Source organism: Rhodococcus sp. AH-ZY2, from assembly GCF_030916465.1.
Taxonomy (GTDB): domain Bacteria; phylum Actinomycetota; class Actinomycetes; order Mycobacteriales; family Mycobacteriaceae; genus Rhodococcus; species Rhodococcus ruber.
This window is the reverse complement of record NZ_CP126458.1, coordinates 395,176-412,479: the sequence shown is the minus strand read 5'-3', so window position 1 is coordinate 412,479 and position 17,304 is coordinate 395,176. Positions and strand designations below refer to the sequence as shown.

Annotated in this window: 14 protein-coding genes; 5 read left to right on the top strand and 9 right to left on the bottom strand. The window is 65.3% G+C overall.

The window, feature by feature from the left end:
* Positions 1-197: 197 nt before the first annotated feature.
* Positions 198-1,865 (top strand): AMP-binding protein, encoded by a 1,668-nt coding sequence (locus QNA09_RS02805; protein WP_119699429.1) that lies wholly within the window; start codon positions 198-200, stop codon positions 1,863-1,865.
* Positions 1,866-2,002: 137 nt separating this feature from the next.
* Here QNA09_RS02805 and QNA09_RS02800 read toward each other — a convergent pair whose 3' ends face one another.
* Positions 2,003-3,151, bottom strand: a complete 1,149-nt coding sequence (locus QNA09_RS02800) for a helix-turn-helix transcriptional regulator (protein ID WP_119699428.1) — start codon at positions 3,149-3,151, stop codon at positions 2,003-2,005.
* Positions 3,148-4,221: a LuxR C-terminal-related transcriptional regulator gene (locus tag QNA09_RS02795; protein ID WP_244213221.1), complete on the bottom strand. Its 1,074-nt coding sequence runs from the start codon at positions 4,219-4,221 to the stop codon at positions 3,148-3,150. Before QNA09_RS02795 ends, QNA09_RS02800 begins: the two co-directional genes overlap by 4 nt.
* Positions 4,222-4,783: 562 nt before the next feature.
* Here QNA09_RS02795 and QNA09_RS02790 point away from each other — a divergent pair.
* Positions 4,784-6,085: an MFS transporter gene (locus QNA09_RS02790; RefSeq protein ID WP_119699426.1), complete on the top strand. Its 1,302-nt coding sequence runs from the start codon at positions 4,784-4,786 to the stop codon at positions 6,083-6,085.
* Positions 6,086-6,111: 26 nt separating this feature from the next.
* Positions 6,112-7,125: a hypothetical protein gene (locus QNA09_RS02785; RefSeq protein ID WP_119699425.1), complete on the top strand. Its 1,014-nt coding sequence runs from the start codon at positions 6,112-6,114 to the stop codon at positions 7,123-7,125.
* Positions 7,126-7,153: 28 nt separating this feature from the next.
* Here the strand turns inward: QNA09_RS02785 and QNA09_RS02780 are convergent, their stop codons facing one another.
* The 6 genes from QNA09_RS02780 to QNA09_RS02755 all read right to left on the bottom strand — a co-directional run bounded on the left by QNA09_RS02780 (position 7,154) and on the right by QNA09_RS02755 (position 14,006).
* Positions 7,154-7,777, bottom strand: coding sequence for an acyl-CoA dehydrogenase family protein (locus tag QNA09_RS02780; RefSeq protein ID WP_244213220.1), 624 nt, complete (start codon positions 7,775-7,777; stop codon positions 7,154-7,156).
* A gap of 30 nt (positions 7,778-7,807) precedes the next feature.
* The gene (locus QNA09_RS02775) at positions 7,808-9,466 is read right to left on the bottom strand and encodes an AMP-binding protein (protein WP_119699424.1); all 1,659 of its coding nucleotides are present in this window, start codon (positions 9,464-9,466) and stop codon (positions 7,808-7,810) included.
* Positions 9,467-9,700: 234 nt separating this feature from the next.
* Positions 9,701-10,501: an SDR family NAD(P)-dependent oxidoreductase gene (locus tag QNA09_RS02770; protein WP_119699423.1), complete on the bottom strand. Its 801-nt coding sequence runs from the start codon at positions 10,499-10,501 to the stop codon at positions 9,701-9,703.
* Positions 10,501-11,454 carry an acyl-CoA dehydratase activase gene (locus tag QNA09_RS02765; protein WP_102031048.1) on the bottom strand — a complete coding sequence of 318 codons (954 nt, stop codon included), beginning with the start codon at positions 11,452-11,454 and terminating at the stop codon, positions 10,501-10,503. Before QNA09_RS02765 ends, QNA09_RS02770 begins: the two co-directional genes overlap by 1 nt.
* Positions 11,455-11,485: 31 nt before the next feature.
* Positions 11,486-12,826, bottom strand: coding sequence for a 2-hydroxyacyl-CoA dehydratase subunit D (locus QNA09_RS02760; protein WP_102031049.1), 1,341 nt, complete (start codon positions 12,824-12,826; stop codon positions 11,486-11,488).
* Between the two features lie 31 nt (positions 12,827-12,857).
* Entirely contained in the window at positions 12,858-14,006 is a 1,149-nt protein-coding gene (locus QNA09_RS02755; protein WP_190242408.1) for a 2-hydroxyacyl-CoA dehydratase subunit D, read from the bottom strand.
* Between the two features lie 158 nt (positions 14,007-14,164).
* On the opposite strand from QNA09_RS02755, the gene QNA09_RS02750 reads away from it, so the two are divergent.
* Together QNA09_RS02750 and QNA09_RS02745 are read left to right on the top strand one after the other, a co-directional pair.
* Complete coding sequence (locus QNA09_RS02750; protein ID WP_102031051.1) at positions 14,165-15,274, top strand: CaiB/BaiF CoA-transferase family protein; 1,110 nt, start codon at positions 14,165-14,167, stop codon at positions 15,272-15,274.
* 82 nt (positions 15,275-15,356) lie between these two features.
* The gene (locus QNA09_RS02745) at positions 15,357-16,202 is read left to right on the top strand and encodes a PaaX family transcriptional regulator C-terminal domain-containing protein (RefSeq protein ID WP_102031052.1); all 846 of its coding nucleotides are present in this window, start codon (positions 15,357-15,359) and stop codon (positions 16,200-16,202) included.
* A 50-nt stretch (positions 16,203-16,252) separates the two neighbouring features.
* On the opposite strand, the gene QNA09_RS02740 is transcribed toward QNA09_RS02745, so the two are convergent.
* Positions 16,253-17,287 carry a phosphotransferase family protein gene (locus QNA09_RS02740; protein ID WP_102031053.1) on the bottom strand — a complete coding sequence of 345 codons (1,035 nt, stop codon included), beginning with the start codon at positions 17,285-17,287 and terminating at the stop codon, positions 16,253-16,255.
* Positions 17,288-17,304: the final 17 nt, after the last annotated feature.

Here is a 17,304-nt window from a genome sequence, read left to right as displayed (position 1 = left end):
ACCATCGACGCCGCTGGGGATACGGCGCGTTCGCGCCACCCCCCGCATCTCATCCCATCGGGGCATTTCCTTCACCCTCGAGGCTGAGATCGCGCCCGAATCGTTCTCTTCCCCATTTCCGGTCGACATCATGGTGCGACCGACAACTTCGGCCCGCCTCCGCCCGCGGAGGGACACCTGAGAGCAAGGATCCGCACATGGACGTCGTGGAGCACACACGGGCAATCCTTCCCGAGGACCGCTACAACGCGAGCACCCTGCACGCGTTCCGCTCGAACGGTTACTGGCGTGACGAGAGCCTGACCGAACACGTCGACCGCTGGGCGGCGATCGACCCGGATTTCGTCGCGGTCACCGATGGCTATGCAGCGCTCACCCGCAGCGAGCTTCGCGCGCAGGCGTACCGACTGGCGGAGTCTCTGAGACAACTCGGAATCACCCCTGGCGACCGGGTGCAGGTGCAGCTGCCGAACTGGAACGAGTTCGTCGTCATCTATGTGGCCGTGGCGCGGATCGGCGCCGTTCTGGTGCCGACGATGCCGGTGTACCGACATGACGAGGTGCGCTACGTCCTCGAACACTCCGGCGCCAAGATCTCCTTCGTCACCGAGGAGTTTCGCAAGTTCCGCTATGCCGACATGTTGACCGAGGTCCGTCGCGAGGTGCCCGGCCTCGAGCACGTCGTCGTCGTACGCGGGGCGGTCGGCGCCGGTGAACTCGCGTTCGATTCGCTGATCGCCGGTGATCATGTCCCCGGTCACGACGAGCTCGGATCGCCACCATCGGCAGATGCCGCCCACGCGATCATCTACACCTCCGGCACGGAATCACGTCCGAAGGGTTGCCAGCACACGTTCAACACCCTGTCCTTCACCGTCTACGGTCTCGGTCGGGAAGTGATGGGCTTGAATTCCGACGATGTGGTCTTCATGCCTTCCCCGGTGACGCATGCGACCGGGCTCGCCGTGGGCGTGGCGACACCGTTGATCCTCGGAAGCGGAATCCACCTTCTCGACGTATGGGAGCCGCACGAGGGACTTCGACGTATCGCGGAGCACAGGACTACGGTCAGCATGGCCGCGACGCCGTTCCTCCAGATGGCGCTCGGAGCGATCGAGGCCGGCGCAGTTCACGACCTGAGCTCGATGCGACTCTGGGTGAGCGCCGGGGCCCCGATCCCGGAAGCCCTCCTGCGGGACTGGAAGGCAGCGCTCCCCGATTGCACCCTCCTTCCGGTGTACGGCAGCAGTGAGGGACTTCTGGTGACGGCTGTGCGCGTCGACGATCCTGTCGAGAAGGTGCTCTCCTCCGACGGGCGGGCATTCGACGGTGTCGATCTCGAGATCCGTGACGACGAGGGGGACGTCCTGCCGGCAGGCGAGGAAGGTCAGATCTTCTACGGAGGACCGGGCATCTTCCTCGGATACTGGCGTGATCCCGAGCGCACGGCTGCCTCGGTCGACGGCCGGGGATTCCTCGCGTCCGGTGATCTCGGCCGCGTCGACGCGGACGGCTATCTCCGGGTCACTGGACGAATCAAGGACCTCATCATCCGGGGAGGCATGAACATTTCAGCACGGGAGGTGGAGGAGCACCTCTTGGCGCATCCGCGGATCATCGCGGCAGCGGCGGTGTCGATGCCTGACACCCGCCTCGGCGAGAAGGTGTGCGCCTTCATCGTCGTCAACGGCTGCGCGCCGACTCTCGAGGATGTGGCCGACTTCCTCCGGGACGAACGCAAGGCCATGATGCAGAAGATCCCCGAAAAGCTCGTGATTGTTGATCAACTCCCTACCACCGCGACCGGAAAAATCCAGAAGTTCCTCCTCCGCAAGCAGGCAGCCGAATTGGCTGCCGACGCCTGATCGGATACCGCCGCCCGCAGCGGCTCGTCCCGACAGAGCCTGTCCAATGGAGCCGATCGGCCCGATCGACGAGAACGGATCGAATCCGTAGGTCCTCGCCATTTCCGGCGAGCATCAGGGACAAGGAGTCCGAGCTGCTACCGCGAATCCGTCATCTCGAGATAGCGATAGATGGCTTCGGACCGATTCATCGCGCCCAGTTTTCGGAGAATCTTCTTGACGTGTGTCTTCACCGTGAAGATGCTGATCACCAACTCCTCGGCGATGTCGGCGTTGGACGCACCCCGGACAACCAATGCGAAGACCTCGCGTTCACGAGCAGTCAGAGAGCCGAGCACCGGGGTGTCCAGGCCTTCGTTCAAGCCCCCGGCCCTCGCGACGGAACACCGGGTGGAGTTCTCGTCGACGAAATGCACATCGGCGTGCTCGAGAATCTCGGCTTCCCGGGCCTCCTGCTGCAATCGTTGGATTATCAGGTTCTTCTGTTCGCTGAGGCGATCGGCGAGCATCACCCGTTCGAACAGCGTTCCGGAAGTTCGCGCGAATGCGCCCAGCACATCTCTGACCACAGCATCCAACCCCTCACCGGTGGCGCGGCTTCCGTGCAGGAGCCCGATCACACCGGTCGACACGGTGATCGGAGCCACCACATACGAGCTCGAGGCGAGCATCTGCGCAGCCTCCTGACTCGGTCCGATGTCGGTGTCCGATCCGGCAAGGACCGCCGACCGTGTCTCCCATGCCCTGCGCTCGGCCGATTCGGAGGTGAGAGGTAAGGCGTGTGGCGAAAGGAGGACCGCCTCCGTCCTTACCACGCTGTAGAGTTCCAGTCCTCTCCACGTTCCGTTGTGTACTTCGGACAACAGTATTCGATCGAGGTGGGCGGCGTGTGCCACTTCTCGGCAGATGAGTTTGCGGAGACCGGCAACCGACTCGGCTCCGCGAAGGCGACGTATCGCGCCGGCGAACTCGTGGGGCGAAAGCGCCTGTTCCGGTTCGGAATGCTCCGTGCGGATTCGCCGGCGCAGGTCCTGGAGGTCGACAATGAGGCGACCGAGTGCCCTTTGCCGCTCGGGGTCGAGTTCGGTTAGCGCGGTGAACGCAGATTCGGTGGCTTCGTCCAGCAGGGTCATCTGAGTGTCGAGAGAAACCGACCGAGTCTCGTAGGGACGCAAGTCGACACCGTAGGTGTTCCGGAGCTGGTCGACGAGGGCGATGACGGCGTGTGACAATTCGCGGTCGGCGGCCGACCGGGCGGTTGTCTGCCCCTGAAATTTCTCCCTCATCGCTGTCGTCGAGCCTCGTTCGAGTAGAGAGCAGCCGCGGCAGCGCGCGTCGGTACGTGCAACTTCTTGAGTACCGCTTTCACGTGCGATTTCACGGTTCCCTCGGAAATGACCAGTGCGTGGGCGATCTGGCTGTTCGTTGCTCCTGTCGCGAGATACGAGAGGATCTCGCGTTCCCGAAAGGTCAGCGTCGAAGTCAGTTCGATCCCCTGGTGATCGTCGGACTTGCCCACGGCACCGTTCGCAGGTACGTCGGCAGGGCGGGAGAGGATCGCGTCGGCCTGCGAGATCCGATCGAGCATGATCTGAGTTGCTTCGAACGACTTCTCGATCCGTGCGCGCTGCAGCTGTAACCGATGCTTCAGAACGGCCTGTTCGTAACTGATCGCCAGAATTGTTGCGAACGTGTCCAACAGGTCTCGATCACCCGGGTCGAGCGCATCAGCCGCCCCGGGACGGTCCGCATGGAGTAGCCCGATGACCTTTCCCCCGGACATGACCGGTGCAGCGACGTACGCCGACGTCTGAGACGCAATAACCATCTCCTTGTGTGTGCGCTGGTCATCGGCCGGGGCAGCGACCAGCGCCGGTACCCGTCGGCGTACCAGCTCGGTTTCGAGTGGAGCCTCTGCCAGTGACAGTTCGGCGGAGTCGATGTAGTCGGAGAAGTCGAGATGGGAGCCGTCGAGTTCGGGTCGCAGATAGAGGCGGCGAGGCTGCCAGCGAGAGCCCGACACGGCGGAGATCAATGAGCGCGCGAACGGCAACTTGGTGCAGATGATCTTGGGTGCCGACTCGATGATGGCATGTGGTGGAAGCTGCCGAAGTTGGGCTGCGGCGTCGTGTACCTCGCCCAACTCGGCGGCATGACGGAGCGCCTCGGTCTTGGCGAACTGCTCTTCCAGGTGTTCGATGTCGACGAGAATTCGACACGCGTCCTCGATGTCGGTTCCGGCCACCTGCCCCTCGGTCAGCGCATGGGCGAGTCGACGTCGCGCCCGGGCCAGCGACCCCGACAGGGCAGTCGGGCGCATGTCGCTGGGTTGGTCGCCCAGGAGCCTGCCGGCCATACCGAGACACTCGGCGGCTCGTTGCACGAGATGGGTCGACGGCGTCGTTCCTCTCATCATGTGCCCGCGTTCCCGAACATCCTGCCCATGCCGCTTCCGCCCATTCTTGTGACTGAAATCACCGACCAACCGTACCCAAGCCGAGGCGTACAGTCCAATGGTATGACCCATTACGGCCAATTCGGGATGCTTCACATATCGCCACATGCGGACTGGAGAAACTGACAGCCGGAGAGCGGGACATCCTTCCCGGGCACCCCGCGACTTCCCTACCGTCCGAAACGACGGAGGCGGTCCCCGCAGGCACGGGGGGAACAGCCGCCGAAGGCGCCGGGCCGCACCGACATCGGCGGAGGGCGCCACGAGGCAGGAACCGTTTCCCGCGCCGTCGGCCGGACTCCACCACGTTGCCGAGCGGCACGATGCCACCCCCCACTCCTCCGCCGAACACTTTGGACTGTCCTTTACATTGGACTGTCCGTATGCTCTCATTTGTGACGGGCACCACTCCGCTGTTTCCGGCCTCGCCGCCCCGCCACCGTCACCAATCACAGGAGCTTCCATGAGCACAGTCGGCACCACTGGGTTGCAGGCGCCCGCCGGGCATCTGAACCGCTGGTGGTACGTCGCCACCGGCTTTCTGACGTTGTTGTTCGGCACCAGTACGGTCAACGTCTTGTTCAACATCCTCGGCAAGCCCATGACCGAGGAGTTCGGCTGGGACCGCAGCATCATCGCCAACGGCTTGTCGATCGAGACGGTGATGGTCGGAATAAGCATCGTCATCCTGGGCATTCTCATCGACCGATACGGACCGAAGGTGCCCTCGGTCCCGATGGCGCTGGCCTTCGGAATCGGCCTCATGCTGATGGCTGCACTTCCGAACAATGAAATGCTCTTCTTCGCGCTGTGCATCGTGATCGGCGCGGGTGCGGGCGCGGTGAACCCGGTGGCGCACTCCACCGTGGTCAGTGCATGGTTCCAAGACCGACGCGGCATGGCCCTGGGCATTCTCATGGCCGGACTCGGCGCCTGCGGAGTACTGATGCCGTATCTCGCGAACTGGGTCCTGGGTATGGGGGGCTGGCGGGTGGCCTTCCTCGTCATCGGCGCCGTGTGCACGATCATCCCTGCTTCGGTATACGCCTTTGTCACGCGAATGCCGGCCGAACACGACGCCGAGCGCCAGGCCGCGCGTCTGCAAGGCCGGGTAGCCGGAGAGTCCCTCCTCACCGTGGCGCGGAAATACCGACAGTTCTGGCTGCTCTCCGTGGCGATCTTCGTGGTGTCCTCGGCCACCTTCGGCTTGATGTCCCAAGTCGTGCCGATGACCACCGACAAGGGCATCAGCCAGGGCACCGCCGTATCGGTCCTGTCCGTTCTCAGCTTGGCGTCGATCTTCGCGCGTCTACTCGTCGGCTATCTGCTCGACCGGTTCTACGCTCCCGCGATCGGGGCGGTCATCTTCGCGTTGTGCGCTGTCGGCGTCTTCTTCATGATCACCTCGTCGGAGGTCGGTCTGTTGTTCCTCGGCTCCGCCTTGATCGGTCTCGGTCTGGGGTCCGAGGGCGATCTCGCCGCCTACATGGTGAGTAGATACTTTCCCAAGCACTCGTACGGCCGCGTGCTGGGATTCATCTACTTCCTCTACGCTCAGGGCGCGGCCTTCGGCATCTTCCTGCTCGGACAGATCTACGGAGCCACCGGGTCGTACCGCGCCGGTGCCGTACCGATCATCGTGCTGGTCGGCATCGGGATCGCCTGCCTACTCATGATGGGCTCCTACCGCTTCACCCTCGACCACAAAGAGGTCGATGCTGGTGAAGAGGCCCGGGAAACGACGACTTCGCCGGTTCCCAACTGATACCCCGTCGACAAGAAGGAGCACGTATGACCGACGGATTCCACGACGCCCTGGTAACCCGCGCCACCTCGGACATGCCGGAGAAGTTCTTCGACCGGTTCATGTTCAACCTCCACCCGGACGGCGGCACCGCGCCCTCGGTCGTCCTCGGCGCCGGGGTCTATCCGCCACGGAACGTCGTGGACGGTTTCGTGGTGCTGACCACGGCGTCCGAACAACGCAACCTCCGCGTCTCCACGGAGCACGACGCCACCGACGCCGCCTCCGTCGGGCCCCTGCGATGGGAGACCGTCGAGGACAACACCACCTGGCGAATCCAACTCGGCGAGAACAAGACCGGACTCGAACTCGACCTTCTCTGGCACGCCCGGGCGCCCTACTGGCTCGGGTCGGTGGATGTGGCGAACACCGACGGAAACGTCACCTCGTTCGATCATCTCTTCCAGCCCGGCCGCTACGAGGGCACGCTCACGCTGGACGGCACCACCACCGATGTCACCGGCTGGTACGGACTACGGGACCGTTCCCGCGGAGTACGCACCATGTCCGGAGGCCAGGGCTTGCACATCTGGTACCAGGCCCAGTTCCCGGACCGCACATTCGGGTTCCTCCTCGTCGAGAACCGACACGGCGGCCGGATCCTGTTGGAAGGCGCTGTCATGCACGACGACGGTCGACTCGACGACATCACCGATGTCCGGCACAACCTGGCATTCACGGCAGGCAACGACCTGATCAGCGGCACGGTGGCGATCGTGACCGCCGCCGGGGCAACCTACCGCGTCGATGCCGACGCCTCGGCCGGCGGTGGATACATGGCCGGTGGCGGTTACGGCGGACACCACGGAAAGGTTCGCGGTCGCGACTTCGAAGAGTTCGACGTCTATCCCCTCGACGGGACGGTGGGACCGACGACTCTCGACTCCGCCCTGACGGACCGATGCTGCGTGTTCGCATGGAACGGGCAGGCCGGATACGGCATTTTCGAATTCGCCCTGTCGCGGTCGTCCTCCTACGCCTACCGCCCCTCCTTGACGTAACACGCCGAGCCCAGTGTTACCTCTTCACCTACCGGACGGTGCAGAGGTAGCACTGGAGGCGAACACGTTCAGGCTCGAGTTCACATTCGCGCCATGGGATCGGCAGGCCCCGACCGCTCGCCACTTCAGCTGCCGGGGGATAAGAGAAACTCGACGAACTCACGGTCCAGAGGGCGCGGGACGGGCCGGTCCCGTCTGCCACGACGAGGCCGTGGGGGCACCGCTCCAATTCATAGGGAACGAAGTCGGTCCCATACCTTTCTCGCATGATGACCTTCTGGATCCGTGCCGTGCCGTCAACGATTTCGACGGACATCACGTGACGTAGGCGTTGCTCGAACGGAAGTTCTTGCGAGTATCCGTAGTTGCCGTGCAGAAGCAGGCGTTCCTTGACCGCTGCGCTCGCGACGAGCGGGCCGTACCACTTCGCCATCGCCGCATCGATAGTGTGTGGCAGGCCGAGGGTGCGTTTCTCGAGCGCCGCGTAGCAGATCATCCGCGCCGCCCCGACCTTGGTGACGGCGAGGATGATTGCCTCCGCGTTCGCGAGCATCGTCACCGATGTCTTCTCACCGGAAATGATGTATCCACCTGCAGTGGCTCGCGCGACGGTCTCGAGGTTGGCGGCGTGGCTGGTCCTTGCTTCGGTCACGGTTCGGCGCTCGGCCGCGGTGGGGCGCCGTCACGAGACCAGATCGGCCGAGGACTGCTCGGCCGCGTTGCCGTCGACCATCGGCGCCGCGGTCAGTGTCCCGGCGGCGATCTGTTCTTGCACGCGGAACTTCTGGATCTTGCCCGACGGGGTCATGGGAAGGGACCGGGTGAAGTACCACAAAGCGGGTGTCTTGTGCGCTGCGAGTCGTTCGCGGAGCCAGGACTTCAGCTCCGCCGCGTCGGGGACGCCGTCGGGGTCCTTCATCCGCACCACGGCGCCGATCTGTTCGCCCCATTTCTCGTCCGGCACACCGAGGACCGCCACCTCCGCGACGGCGGGATGCCGGTAGAGCAGTTCCTCGATCTCCCGGGGATAGATGTTCAGACCGCCCCGGATGATCATCTCTTTGAGGCGGCCGGTGATCTTGAGGAAGCCCCGGCTGTCCATCACACCCAGATCGCCCATGCGCAGCCATCCGTCCGCATCGATGGTGGCGGCGGTTTCGTCGGGCATGTCCGAGTATCCGAGCATGACCTGGTAGCCGCGGCAGCACACCTCTCCTTGCTCACCGACAGGAACGATCTCGCCGGAGAACGGATCGACGATCTTGACCTCGAGTTCCGGCAGCGGCTGCCCTACCGTCGTCGCCTGGTCTTCGACGGTGTCGGTGATCCGCGTCTGGCTGATCACCCCGTGCATTTCACTCTGGCCGAACAAGATGGTGAAGTGGCAGTCGAAGTCATGGGTGACTCGGTCGACGAGCGCCTCGGGTACTGCCGCGGCGCCGGACATGACGGTGTGGATGCTCGACAGGTCGCGCGTGTGCCGGTCTGGATGGTCGAGCAGGGCGATGAGCATCGTGGGCACCATCAACGAGTGGGTACCGCGATAGGTCTCGATCATCTCGAGCATGGTGGCCGGCTCGAAGGCCGGCAAGATCACGTAGGTTCCGTGGGCGGCGAACGTGCCGAGTTCTGTGACGCCACCGCCCCCGATGTGGTACATCGGCATGGCGTTCACGCAGACCAGCGGGTCTGTCCGGCCGGCCCGTTCGAACACGAACGCGGCTTCGTTGGCGAGGCCTTTGTGGTGCAGCAGTGCGCCTTTCGGGAATCCGGTGGTGCCCGAGGTGTACTGCAGTTGCACCGCGTCCGTCGGCGAGACGGCCGGGAACTGTGCGTTCGGATCGCCGGTGCGTACGAACTCGGCCCACTCGCTGCCGGATACCACCGTGTGCAGTCCGGGCAGAGTCTGCCGGACCTCGTCCAGAATCGCGGACAGGTCCGCTCCGCGGTAGGACTCGCGGAAGAAGAGACCGGCCGCCTTGGACTGGCGCAGGATGTACTCGAGCTCGTGTGCCCGGTACGCCGGATTGATGCCGACCAGCACCATGCCTGCCATCGCGATCGCCTGGTGCAGGATCACCCAGTCGGCACTGTTGGGCGCCCACACCGCGATTCGATCGCCTGGGGAGAAGTGGGTGAGTAATGCCCGGGCGGTCGATTCGGTGTCGGCGAGCAACTGGCGGTAGGTCCATTCTCTCCGGTCTGCGGGGTCGGCAACGCCGTCGACGAGCGCAATGCGGTCGGGGACGGTCGCGGCCCCCTCCCGGAGAAGATCACTGAACGTGATGTCTCGAATGCCCGTGCTCGTGGCGGCCGGCCAATAGGACATCTGTAGCGACATGGTGTGCTCCTGCTTTCGGCTGCGCGGAATGAAGGAAGAAGACTGCAGGGACCGACCGGGGCCCTGGACCGGGCACCTCGAAGTGTAATCGCGGTCACACAGAATATAGTACCGATCCGATGTCTTCCGCTACAAATTCGTCAAACATTTTTGGTGGACGAAGCCCCCGGGTCCACGCTCGAAGCACAGGAAGCCGGCCGAGGCCCCACCTCGACCGGCTCCTCGCTACGACCACTATCCCGCGGAAATCCCCCCGTTCGGGCTGACCACCTGCCCGGTGATCCGCCGCGCCTGCGCACTACAGAGGAACAGCACGAGGTCGGCAACATCACCCGGCTCCGCCACCCCCAGCGACGCCAGCCGACTCGCCTTCTCGAACAGCTTCGCGCTGAACGGCTCGGACATGACACGATCGAAGCCGCCGGTGTCGCGGATGAGCGACGGCGTCACGGCATTGACCCGGATACCGTCTCTCTTGGCTTCCATTGCAAGGGTTTTGGAAAACATGACGATTGCGGCCATGGCCGCACCGATCACACTCTCGCCCGGCGTCGGGTGTTTCGCCGCGTCGGAGGCGATGTTCACAATCACCCCACCGCGGCGCTGCCGCATCGCGGGCAGGACGGCTCGGCACATGTTGATCGGGCCGAGCGCCTGACTGACCAGAACTCCCGGGATGTCCTCGGGATCCATTTCGTGGAACAGACGCGGGTTGAACGACCCCGTCGTGCTGTTGACGACGATGTCGGCAGCACCGAGCGAATCCGTCAGTTCCGCCACCACCCGCACCGCCTCCCCGGGAACATTCACGTCGGCCGCGGCGAACAGACACCACACGCCGGGTGCAAGGGTCCGAATATGCTGGGCCGCTTTCTCGCCACGTTCGAGGTTGCGCCCGACCAGACCGATCCGCTGGGCGCCCGCCCGCACGAACCGGCGTGCCACCTCCAGCCCGACACCACTTGTTCCCCCGACGATGAAGATCGTCGACTCGGCCGGTACCGGCACCCGGAGCTCATTCGCTTCGTTCGTCATCACTCGCTCCTCTGCAGATCGAGCATCACCGGTCCCCCGGCGTGCACATGATTACCGTCCAGGACACCGTCGCAGCTCGCACAGTGCTGACCACCGCCCGGACTTCGCGATGCCATCCTCGTCTCCGTCGCGGCATCACGCGCAGGCAGAGCCGTTCGGGCACCCAGGTATTCGTCGCGCGCGAGCAGCCCCGCGCCGTAGGCACCGGCGATCTGCGGCTGGTCGAGCACCTCGATCGGATGTCTCAGCGCTTGCGATACACAGCGGATCGCAGCCGGGTTCTTGGCCACACCGCCGGTCATCACCGCCGGTGTCGCCCTACCGACCTGAGCGACCAACCCGAGGGTGCGCGCTGCGACCGCACGGTGCACGGATGCAGCGATATCGGCCTTGTCCTGTCCTTGGGCGAGCAAGGAGATCACTTCGGTTTCGGCGAACGTGGCACACATGGTGCTGACCTCGAGGCCCTCGGCACCGGCGAGCGCAAGATCGCCCACCGCATCGATGTCGACCTCGAGCGCGCGGGCCAGCACATCGAAGAATCGGCCGGTTCCGCTGGCACAACGGTCGTTCATGGCGAAGCGTTTCACCAGTCCGTCGTCGTCGACGATGATCGCCTTGCTGTCCTGGCCGCCGATGTCGATGACCAGCCGAACCCCCGGGCGCAGTGCGGCCGCGCCGCGCGCATGGCAGGTGATCTCGGTGAAGGTGCGGTCGGCGCCCGGCACCAAGCGGCGGCCGTACCCGGTGCTCACGGTCCGCCGAACGACCTCGCGGGGTATTCTCGCGGCGGCCGCGGCACCCTCGATCGCACGGGCGACGGCTTCGCGGCTCACAGCGCCCATCTGCACGACATCCGTCCCGCACAGCACACCGTCCTGATCGACGACGGCAGCCTTCGCGGTCGTCGATCCCAGATCGACGCCCATGACGAACCATTTGTCGGTACTCATCGCACTCGTCTCTTCCCGGTCCGGCGTCGCGCTAGACCGCGGACCTCATCCGTTGCACGTCGATCGCCTCGAGCATCGCTTCGAGGCGACTGTCGAACAGCTCGTCGTTGTAGAACGATGCATCGGCCACGTCTCCCTCGAAGAAGAACGACTTGACTCCCCGCTCGGCCTCGGCGGCCCGGGCGAGCATGGACTGTGGGTTGGTCATCGCCCGACAGGTCCGGGTGGAGTGGAAGGCGATGCCGTCGATCGCATACTCGTCGAGACGACGCAGCAACAGCTCCTGCAGGTTCTTCAGCCCGTGGTTCAGTGGGCAGAGCAGGTAGTGTTGCGCCATTCCGAGCAGCGGGTTGTCGACGTCGATGAGCTGTGGTTCCTGCCAGAAGGATTCGTGGGTGTACCGGCCGGCCACGACGGCCACGTCGTACTCGGCGAACTTCCTGGTCAAAAATCCCAGTTTGTTCCAGTTCATGATTCCGTCGAAGTAGACCCGGTAGCGCTCGTTTTCCACGGCGCTGACACCGTCGGCGATCCGCTGTTCGATCTCGGCCTTCACCCCGGCGAAGTAGTCCACGAGATCCTGGTTGCCGGGCAGGAAGTTGATCGGCGCGATGCTCGCCACCCAGTCCCAGTAGGTTGCCGGGGTCGGCGCCTGCCGGCACAGTTCCATTCCTTCGAGGCGCAGTTCCGAAGCCCGCTTGATGTACGACATGCTCTCGCTGAGCGCATCCCAGTCGAACGGTCGGCCGGTCTGGTACTCCAGGAAGTCGACCAGCTCCCGGAGCTGGCCCTCGACGTACTTGCCGACTTCGATCCACTCCTCGCCCCGCATGTATCCCGCGTCGGGTTTGTTGCCCCACAACATCGGGATGGAGACGTTGAACAAGGGCAATGCGCGATCGAAGACTCGGTACGTCATGGCGTCCCACTGCTGTCCGGTGCTGCAGCCGGCATATCCGTTCACGAAGAAGTCCGGGGCCGGCAATTTGCTCGCGAGTTCCTGCTGATCGGTCAGGCCCACGACGCCGGTCTCGCTCCGATTGCTGTTCTGGTGCGTCAGGACGGCGCAGCCGAGGTGCGTGCGGGCGTACGAGCACAGCTCGTTGATGTAGCCGTACTCGGCCCCGGCGGCCTGGGCCGGACCCTCGAGGTGCTGGGCGGCCAGTCGTGCAGCGAACGCTTCACCATGGCACCATTCGAGGCCGGCCGCGTGGAAGAGCGGGTTCAATGCGGCGCCGTTGTACCAGACGACGTGCTTTCCGCGCTCCTTCGCGGTGAAAATGTTCTCCCAGTAGTCGGCGACCAGCTTGCCGCCGACCCGGGTACTGGACAGGCGATGCGCCTTGTCCTTGCGCGGTTGTGCCACAGTCATCACGATCTCCCTCGGGTGGTCGGGCGGGTTTTCAGGACAGCGCCGGCATGCGCTGCCGGCGGATGCGCTCGACAAAGGTCTCGACCCTGGTCCGGAGCGTTTCCACAGGATTGCCCTCGTGCTCGGTTTCGATGAGGAGCGCGGGGGTTCGGTTCTTCTCCAGCGCTTTCCGAATCTCCGGGTAGTAGAGCATGTGGGGTTCGCAGAATTTCGCCATCAGCACGATCACGCCGTTTGCGTTGCTACGGGTGAGTTCGTCGACCAGATATCGGTCCCAGTCGACCTGGGTGGTCACTCGGGTGGGGCATGGGGCGTTGAGGTTTCGCTCCAGATACCAGCTCGACAGCGCTTCGAACGGATCACCGGTCTCCGGCACGTCGGTGGAGATGTAGCGGTATCCGGTGTACAGGTCGTCGTCGACCACGATCACTCCGGTTTCTTCGATCACGTCCAGCAATTCGGGCCGCGGGGCGTGGCAGAAGTGGCCGGACAGGTAGAGCCTGACCACGTCGGGTTGCCCTTCGTCGGCCGGGTCGATCCCGTCGAGAAGACGCTCGAGCGCAACGGTGTGTTCGGCGATGTCCATCACCATGCTCGACTTCACCAGCACCTGCATTTCGCTCGCGGTGATGCGGAGCCGACCGGAGCGACGCAGCTCGTAGAACTCGCGCAGCAGCCGCCGGTTGGCGTTGAACATCCGGATGCTGGCCGTCAAGGTGTCGGACGTGATCGAAACCCCTAGGGCAGCTTCGATCTCGGTGGTGAGTTCGCCGATCCGACCCGCTACTCGCGGTCTGGTCCAGGCATCGTCCATGGCGCTGGTGAGCTGGGCGAAGTGCACAGGTTTCTCCGGTCGCGCCCATCGGATCACGTCGACCGCGCCGAGCAGTTGTACGCAGTGGTCCGCCGCCACGACGGCGTCGAAGACGTCGAGCTGCCCGAGCGCCGCCTGATCGGCGACGCTTCGGGTGTATCCGCAGTAGAACTCGGCGAGCAGGTTGCGGCCTTCGGTGATGGGGGTGCGGTTTTCCTGGATGAGCACCGGAAGGGCGCCGGCGGCGTGCACGAGTTCGGGCGGAAAGTTCATCGGAAAGGCACCGATCACGCTGCCCCCGTGGGTTGTCTTCCAGGTCTGGGCGTAGGCGACGGGATCGTCGGCCGCGGCGCGCAGAGTCGCCATCAGTTCTGGACTGAGTCTGTTCACGTTTCGCCTCGGGTTCGTCGGTGGATGCCGACAGCGACAAGTCGGGGTTTCGCTGCGACATCGAGCTAGATAATACTTAATTTGATAGCTAGTATCCAGAATTGTCAAACATCGATGCCGTTCGGAGGAAGAAGATGACGCGTGTACTCGACGGGCTGCGGGTGGTCGAACTGGCCGGGATCGGCCCGTCCCCCCATGCCGCGATGCTGCTGGCCGATCTCGGGGCGGACGTCGTGCGGATCGAACGTCCCGGTGGGGTGAGCCAACTCGTGCCCGTGGAGCAGGACGCCGGCTTGCGCAACCGCCGCTCGCTCTGCGCCGATCTGAAAGATCCCGCCGATCTGCAGCGTGTGCTGAGCCTCGTCGACAATGCGGACGTGCTCATCGAGGGCTACCGTCCCGGCGCGGCGGAACGGCTCGGCATGGGCCCCGAGGTGTGCCGAGCACGCAATCCCCGCCTCGTCTACGCCCGCATCACCGGATGGGGACAGGACGGCCCGCTGGCCCCCTACGCGGGGCACGACATCAACTACCTCGCCCTCACCGGGGCGTTGAACGCGATCGGACGGAAAGGCGAACGCCCACTGGCGCCACTCAACCTGGTCGCCGACCTGGGGGGAGGCTCGATGCTGGCCGTCACCGGCATCCTCGGCGCCCTTTATGCGCGAGAGCGGTCCGGGCAGGGTGACGTCGTCGACGTCGCGATGGTCGACGGCGTCAGCACGCTGATGACGATGTACTGGACGCTGACCGAGAACGGACTGTGGTCCGCCGACCGGGGAACCAATGTCGTCGACGGCGCCGCCCCCTTCTACGACACCTACGAATGCGCCGACGGGCGGTACGTCGCAGTCGGCGCGGTCGAGCCGGCGTTCTACGCGCAACTACTCACGGGCCTGGGACTCGACCCGGCCGAGGTTCCGGAACAATACGACCGTACGTCCTGGCCCGCGATGCACACCCGGTTCGCCGAGATCTTCCGGGGACGCGATCGCGACCAATGGGTGGAGCACTTCGCCCCCCTCGACGCGTGCTTGACGCCCGTACTCGCGTTGGAGGAGGTCGCAACGCACCCCCACATCACCGCGCGCGGGACAGTCGTCGAATCGTTCGGACAGCGCCAGCCGGCGGCAGCGCCACGTTTCGCGAATGCGACGGCGGCGGCATACTCGGCACCTCGCGTGCCCGGCGCCGACACCGACGCGGTCTTACGCGACTGGGGTGCCGTCCCCAGTGCGCACTGATGCGTGGGCAGCCCGCCGCCCCCGCCCCGCCGGCGGCCGGGGGGTGTGGCGTGCCTCCGACCGCCTGCGCAACGATGGATCCATGACTGATCCCGACATCGGGTCCGTATCCGACACGGACGCAGCTCCCGCCCGCAGCGCCCGATCCGTGCTGGTGACTGTGCTCGGCGAGCTGGTGGAACCATACGGTCGACCGGTCCGCACCGCGGCGCTGCTCTACGTTCTGAAGGGCCTCGGATTCGGTGAGCCTGCGGCACGGCAGGCGCTGGCCCGCACCGGCTCGTCCGGGTTGATCGCCGCGCAGCGGGTCGGTCGGGAAACCTTGTGGCATCTGACCGAGGAAGCGCACCGCCTGTTCGCCGAAGGCGACATGCGTGTGTTCCCCCCCGACGTCGACGTCACCCAATGGGACGGTCGCTGGCTGGTGATCAACGTTCCAGTTCCCGAATCACACCGCTCGAGTCGGAAGAAACTGTACGCAGCACTGCGGTGGGCCGGCTTCGGAAATCCCACCCCCGGGGTCTGGGTGACCCCCCACGTCGATCGTGCCGCCGAGGCCGCCAGGACGATCGAGTCGCTCGGATTGACCGACAACACCGTCACCTTCGTCGGTCCCATCGGCCAGCCGGGTATCACCGAAGCCGAACTCGTGCGGCGGTCCTGGGACCTCGACGAGGCCGAGAAAGTCTACGACGGACTGCTCGCCCGGTTCGACGTGCGCGAATTCGCCTCCGACGACGAGTTGCTCATCACCCACCTGCAGCTGGCCGATTCCCTGCGTCGGATGCCCTACCTCGATCCCCGACTGCCCGAGGTCCTGCTGCCGGACTGGGCCGGATTGCAGGCGGCGAAGCGACTGCGCGACCTGCGTACCGAGTGGACCCCGGCCGCACACGCTCGCTGGCGTGACATCGCGGGCGTCGAGTAGGGGCCACCGGGTCGGTGCCCGGGGTCAAGTCCCGGCAGGTCCCGACCCGATCAGACGCCGGCCGCCGTCAAGCCCGCCGCCCGGTGAGCGGCATCGAGAAAGGCCCGCACCAGGGCGCCGTCGCGGTAGTACTGATCCCCCACGCCGGCAACGGCCCGCCGCCGGCCGTACTCGTACAACACCGCCAGCTTCCACAAAGCCAAGGCGGTGTACCAGTTCAGGTTCGACAGATCGGCGCCGGTGGCAGCCGCATATCGCTGGGCAAGTTCGTCGCGGGTCGGGTAGCCCTCCTCGAGGACGGCGACACCGAGGTCTTCGGTCGGCGTGCGGTCCTGGCCTTCGACGGGATACGACGCGAGGAAGTAGCCGAGATCGAACAGTGGGTCGCCGATCGTCGCGAGTTCCCAGTCCAGCACCGCCGCAATACGTCCCGGCGATGTGGGGGCGAGAATGACGTTGCCGATGCGGTAGTCGTTGTGGATGATCGCCGCACCGGACTCGGCGGGAACGTGGGCGGCGAGCCACGCGTCGATCTCCGCGAACTCCGGCGGCGGTGTCCCATCGTCGGCCGCCACCAGTCGGCCCATGCGGCGCAGATGACGCTCGTTGAAGCCCTCCGGCCGGCCGAGGTCCCCGAGGCCGGCGGCCCACCAGTCGACCGCGTGCAGAGCGGCGAGGGTGTCGATCAGCGCCTCACCGATCCGGCGACGGTCGGCCGGCGCACTCAGTGCCGCCGGGGTCGCGGTGGTGACCACCGGGCCGGCGACGTAGTCCATCACGTAGAACGGCACGTCGAGCACGTCGCCGGTCTGACCGACGGCGAGCACGGCCGCCACCGGCACGCCGCTGCCGGCGAGTGCACCGACGAGCCGAGCCTCCCGCAGCATGTCGTGAGCACCCGGCGGAACCGGGGGCGGCGGCGGGCGGCGGACAATCACCCGGCGCACCCCGTCGGACACCAGGTACGTCAGATTGGAATGCCCGTCACCGATACGTGACGCTGTCAGCGGCCCGTCGGTGATGCCTCGCTCACGCAGGAATCGTTCCAGGGCGCCGAGGGTGTCGGGAGTCCATTCCCAGGTCATTTGCTCGCCTCCATCAG

Bases quoted from the DNA above. Each gene is read 5' to 3' on its own strand.
- QNA09_RS02745 (WP_102031052.1), top strand. From the start codon at position 15,357: ATGACTGATCCCGACATCGGGTCCGTATCCGACACGGACGCAGCTCCC.
- QNA09_RS02755 (WP_190242408.1), bottom strand. From the start codon at position 14,006: ATGGCGACTCTGCGCGCCGCGGCCGACGATCCCGTCGCCTACGCCCAG.
- QNA09_RS02805 (WP_119699429.1), top strand. From the start codon at position 198: ATGGACGTCGTGGAGCACACACGGGCAATCCTTCCCGAGGACCGCTAC.
- QNA09_RS02800 (WP_119699428.1), bottom strand. From the start codon at position 3,151: ATGAGGGAGAAATTTCAGGGGCAGACAACCGCCCGGTCGGCCGCCGAC.
- QNA09_RS02775 (WP_119699424.1), bottom strand. From the start codon at position 9,466: ATGTCGCTACAGATGTCCTATTGGCCGGCCGCCACGAGCACGGGCATT.
- QNA09_RS02750 (WP_102031051.1), top strand. From the start codon at position 14,165: ATGACGCGTGTACTCGACGGGCTGCGGGTGGTCGAACTGGCCGGGATC.
- QNA09_RS02795 (WP_244213221.1), bottom strand. From the start codon at position 4,221: ATGGCCGGCAGGCTCCTGGGCGACCAACCCAGCGACATGCGCCCGACT.
- QNA09_RS02765 (WP_102031048.1), bottom strand. From the start codon at position 11,454: ATGAGTACCGACAAATGGTTCGTCATGGGCGTCGATCTGGGATCGACG.
- QNA09_RS02790 (WP_119699426.1), top strand. From the start codon at position 4,784: ATGAGCACAGTCGGCACCACTGGGTTGCAGGCGCCCGCCGGGCATCTG.
- QNA09_RS02785 (WP_119699425.1), top strand. From the start codon at position 6,112: ATGACCGACGGATTCCACGACGCCCTGGTAACCCGCGCCACCTCGGAC.
- QNA09_RS02740 (WP_102031053.1), bottom strand. From the start codon at position 17,287: ATGACCTGGGAATGGACTCCCGACACCCTCGGCGCCCTGGAACGATTC.
- QNA09_RS02770 (WP_119699423.1), bottom strand. From the start codon at position 10,501: ATGACGAACGAAGCGAATGAGCTCCGGGTGCCGGTACCGGCCGAGTCG.
- QNA09_RS02760 (WP_102031049.1), bottom strand. From the start codon at position 12,826: ATGACTGTGGCACAACCGCGCAAGGACAAGGCGCATCGCCTGTCCAGT.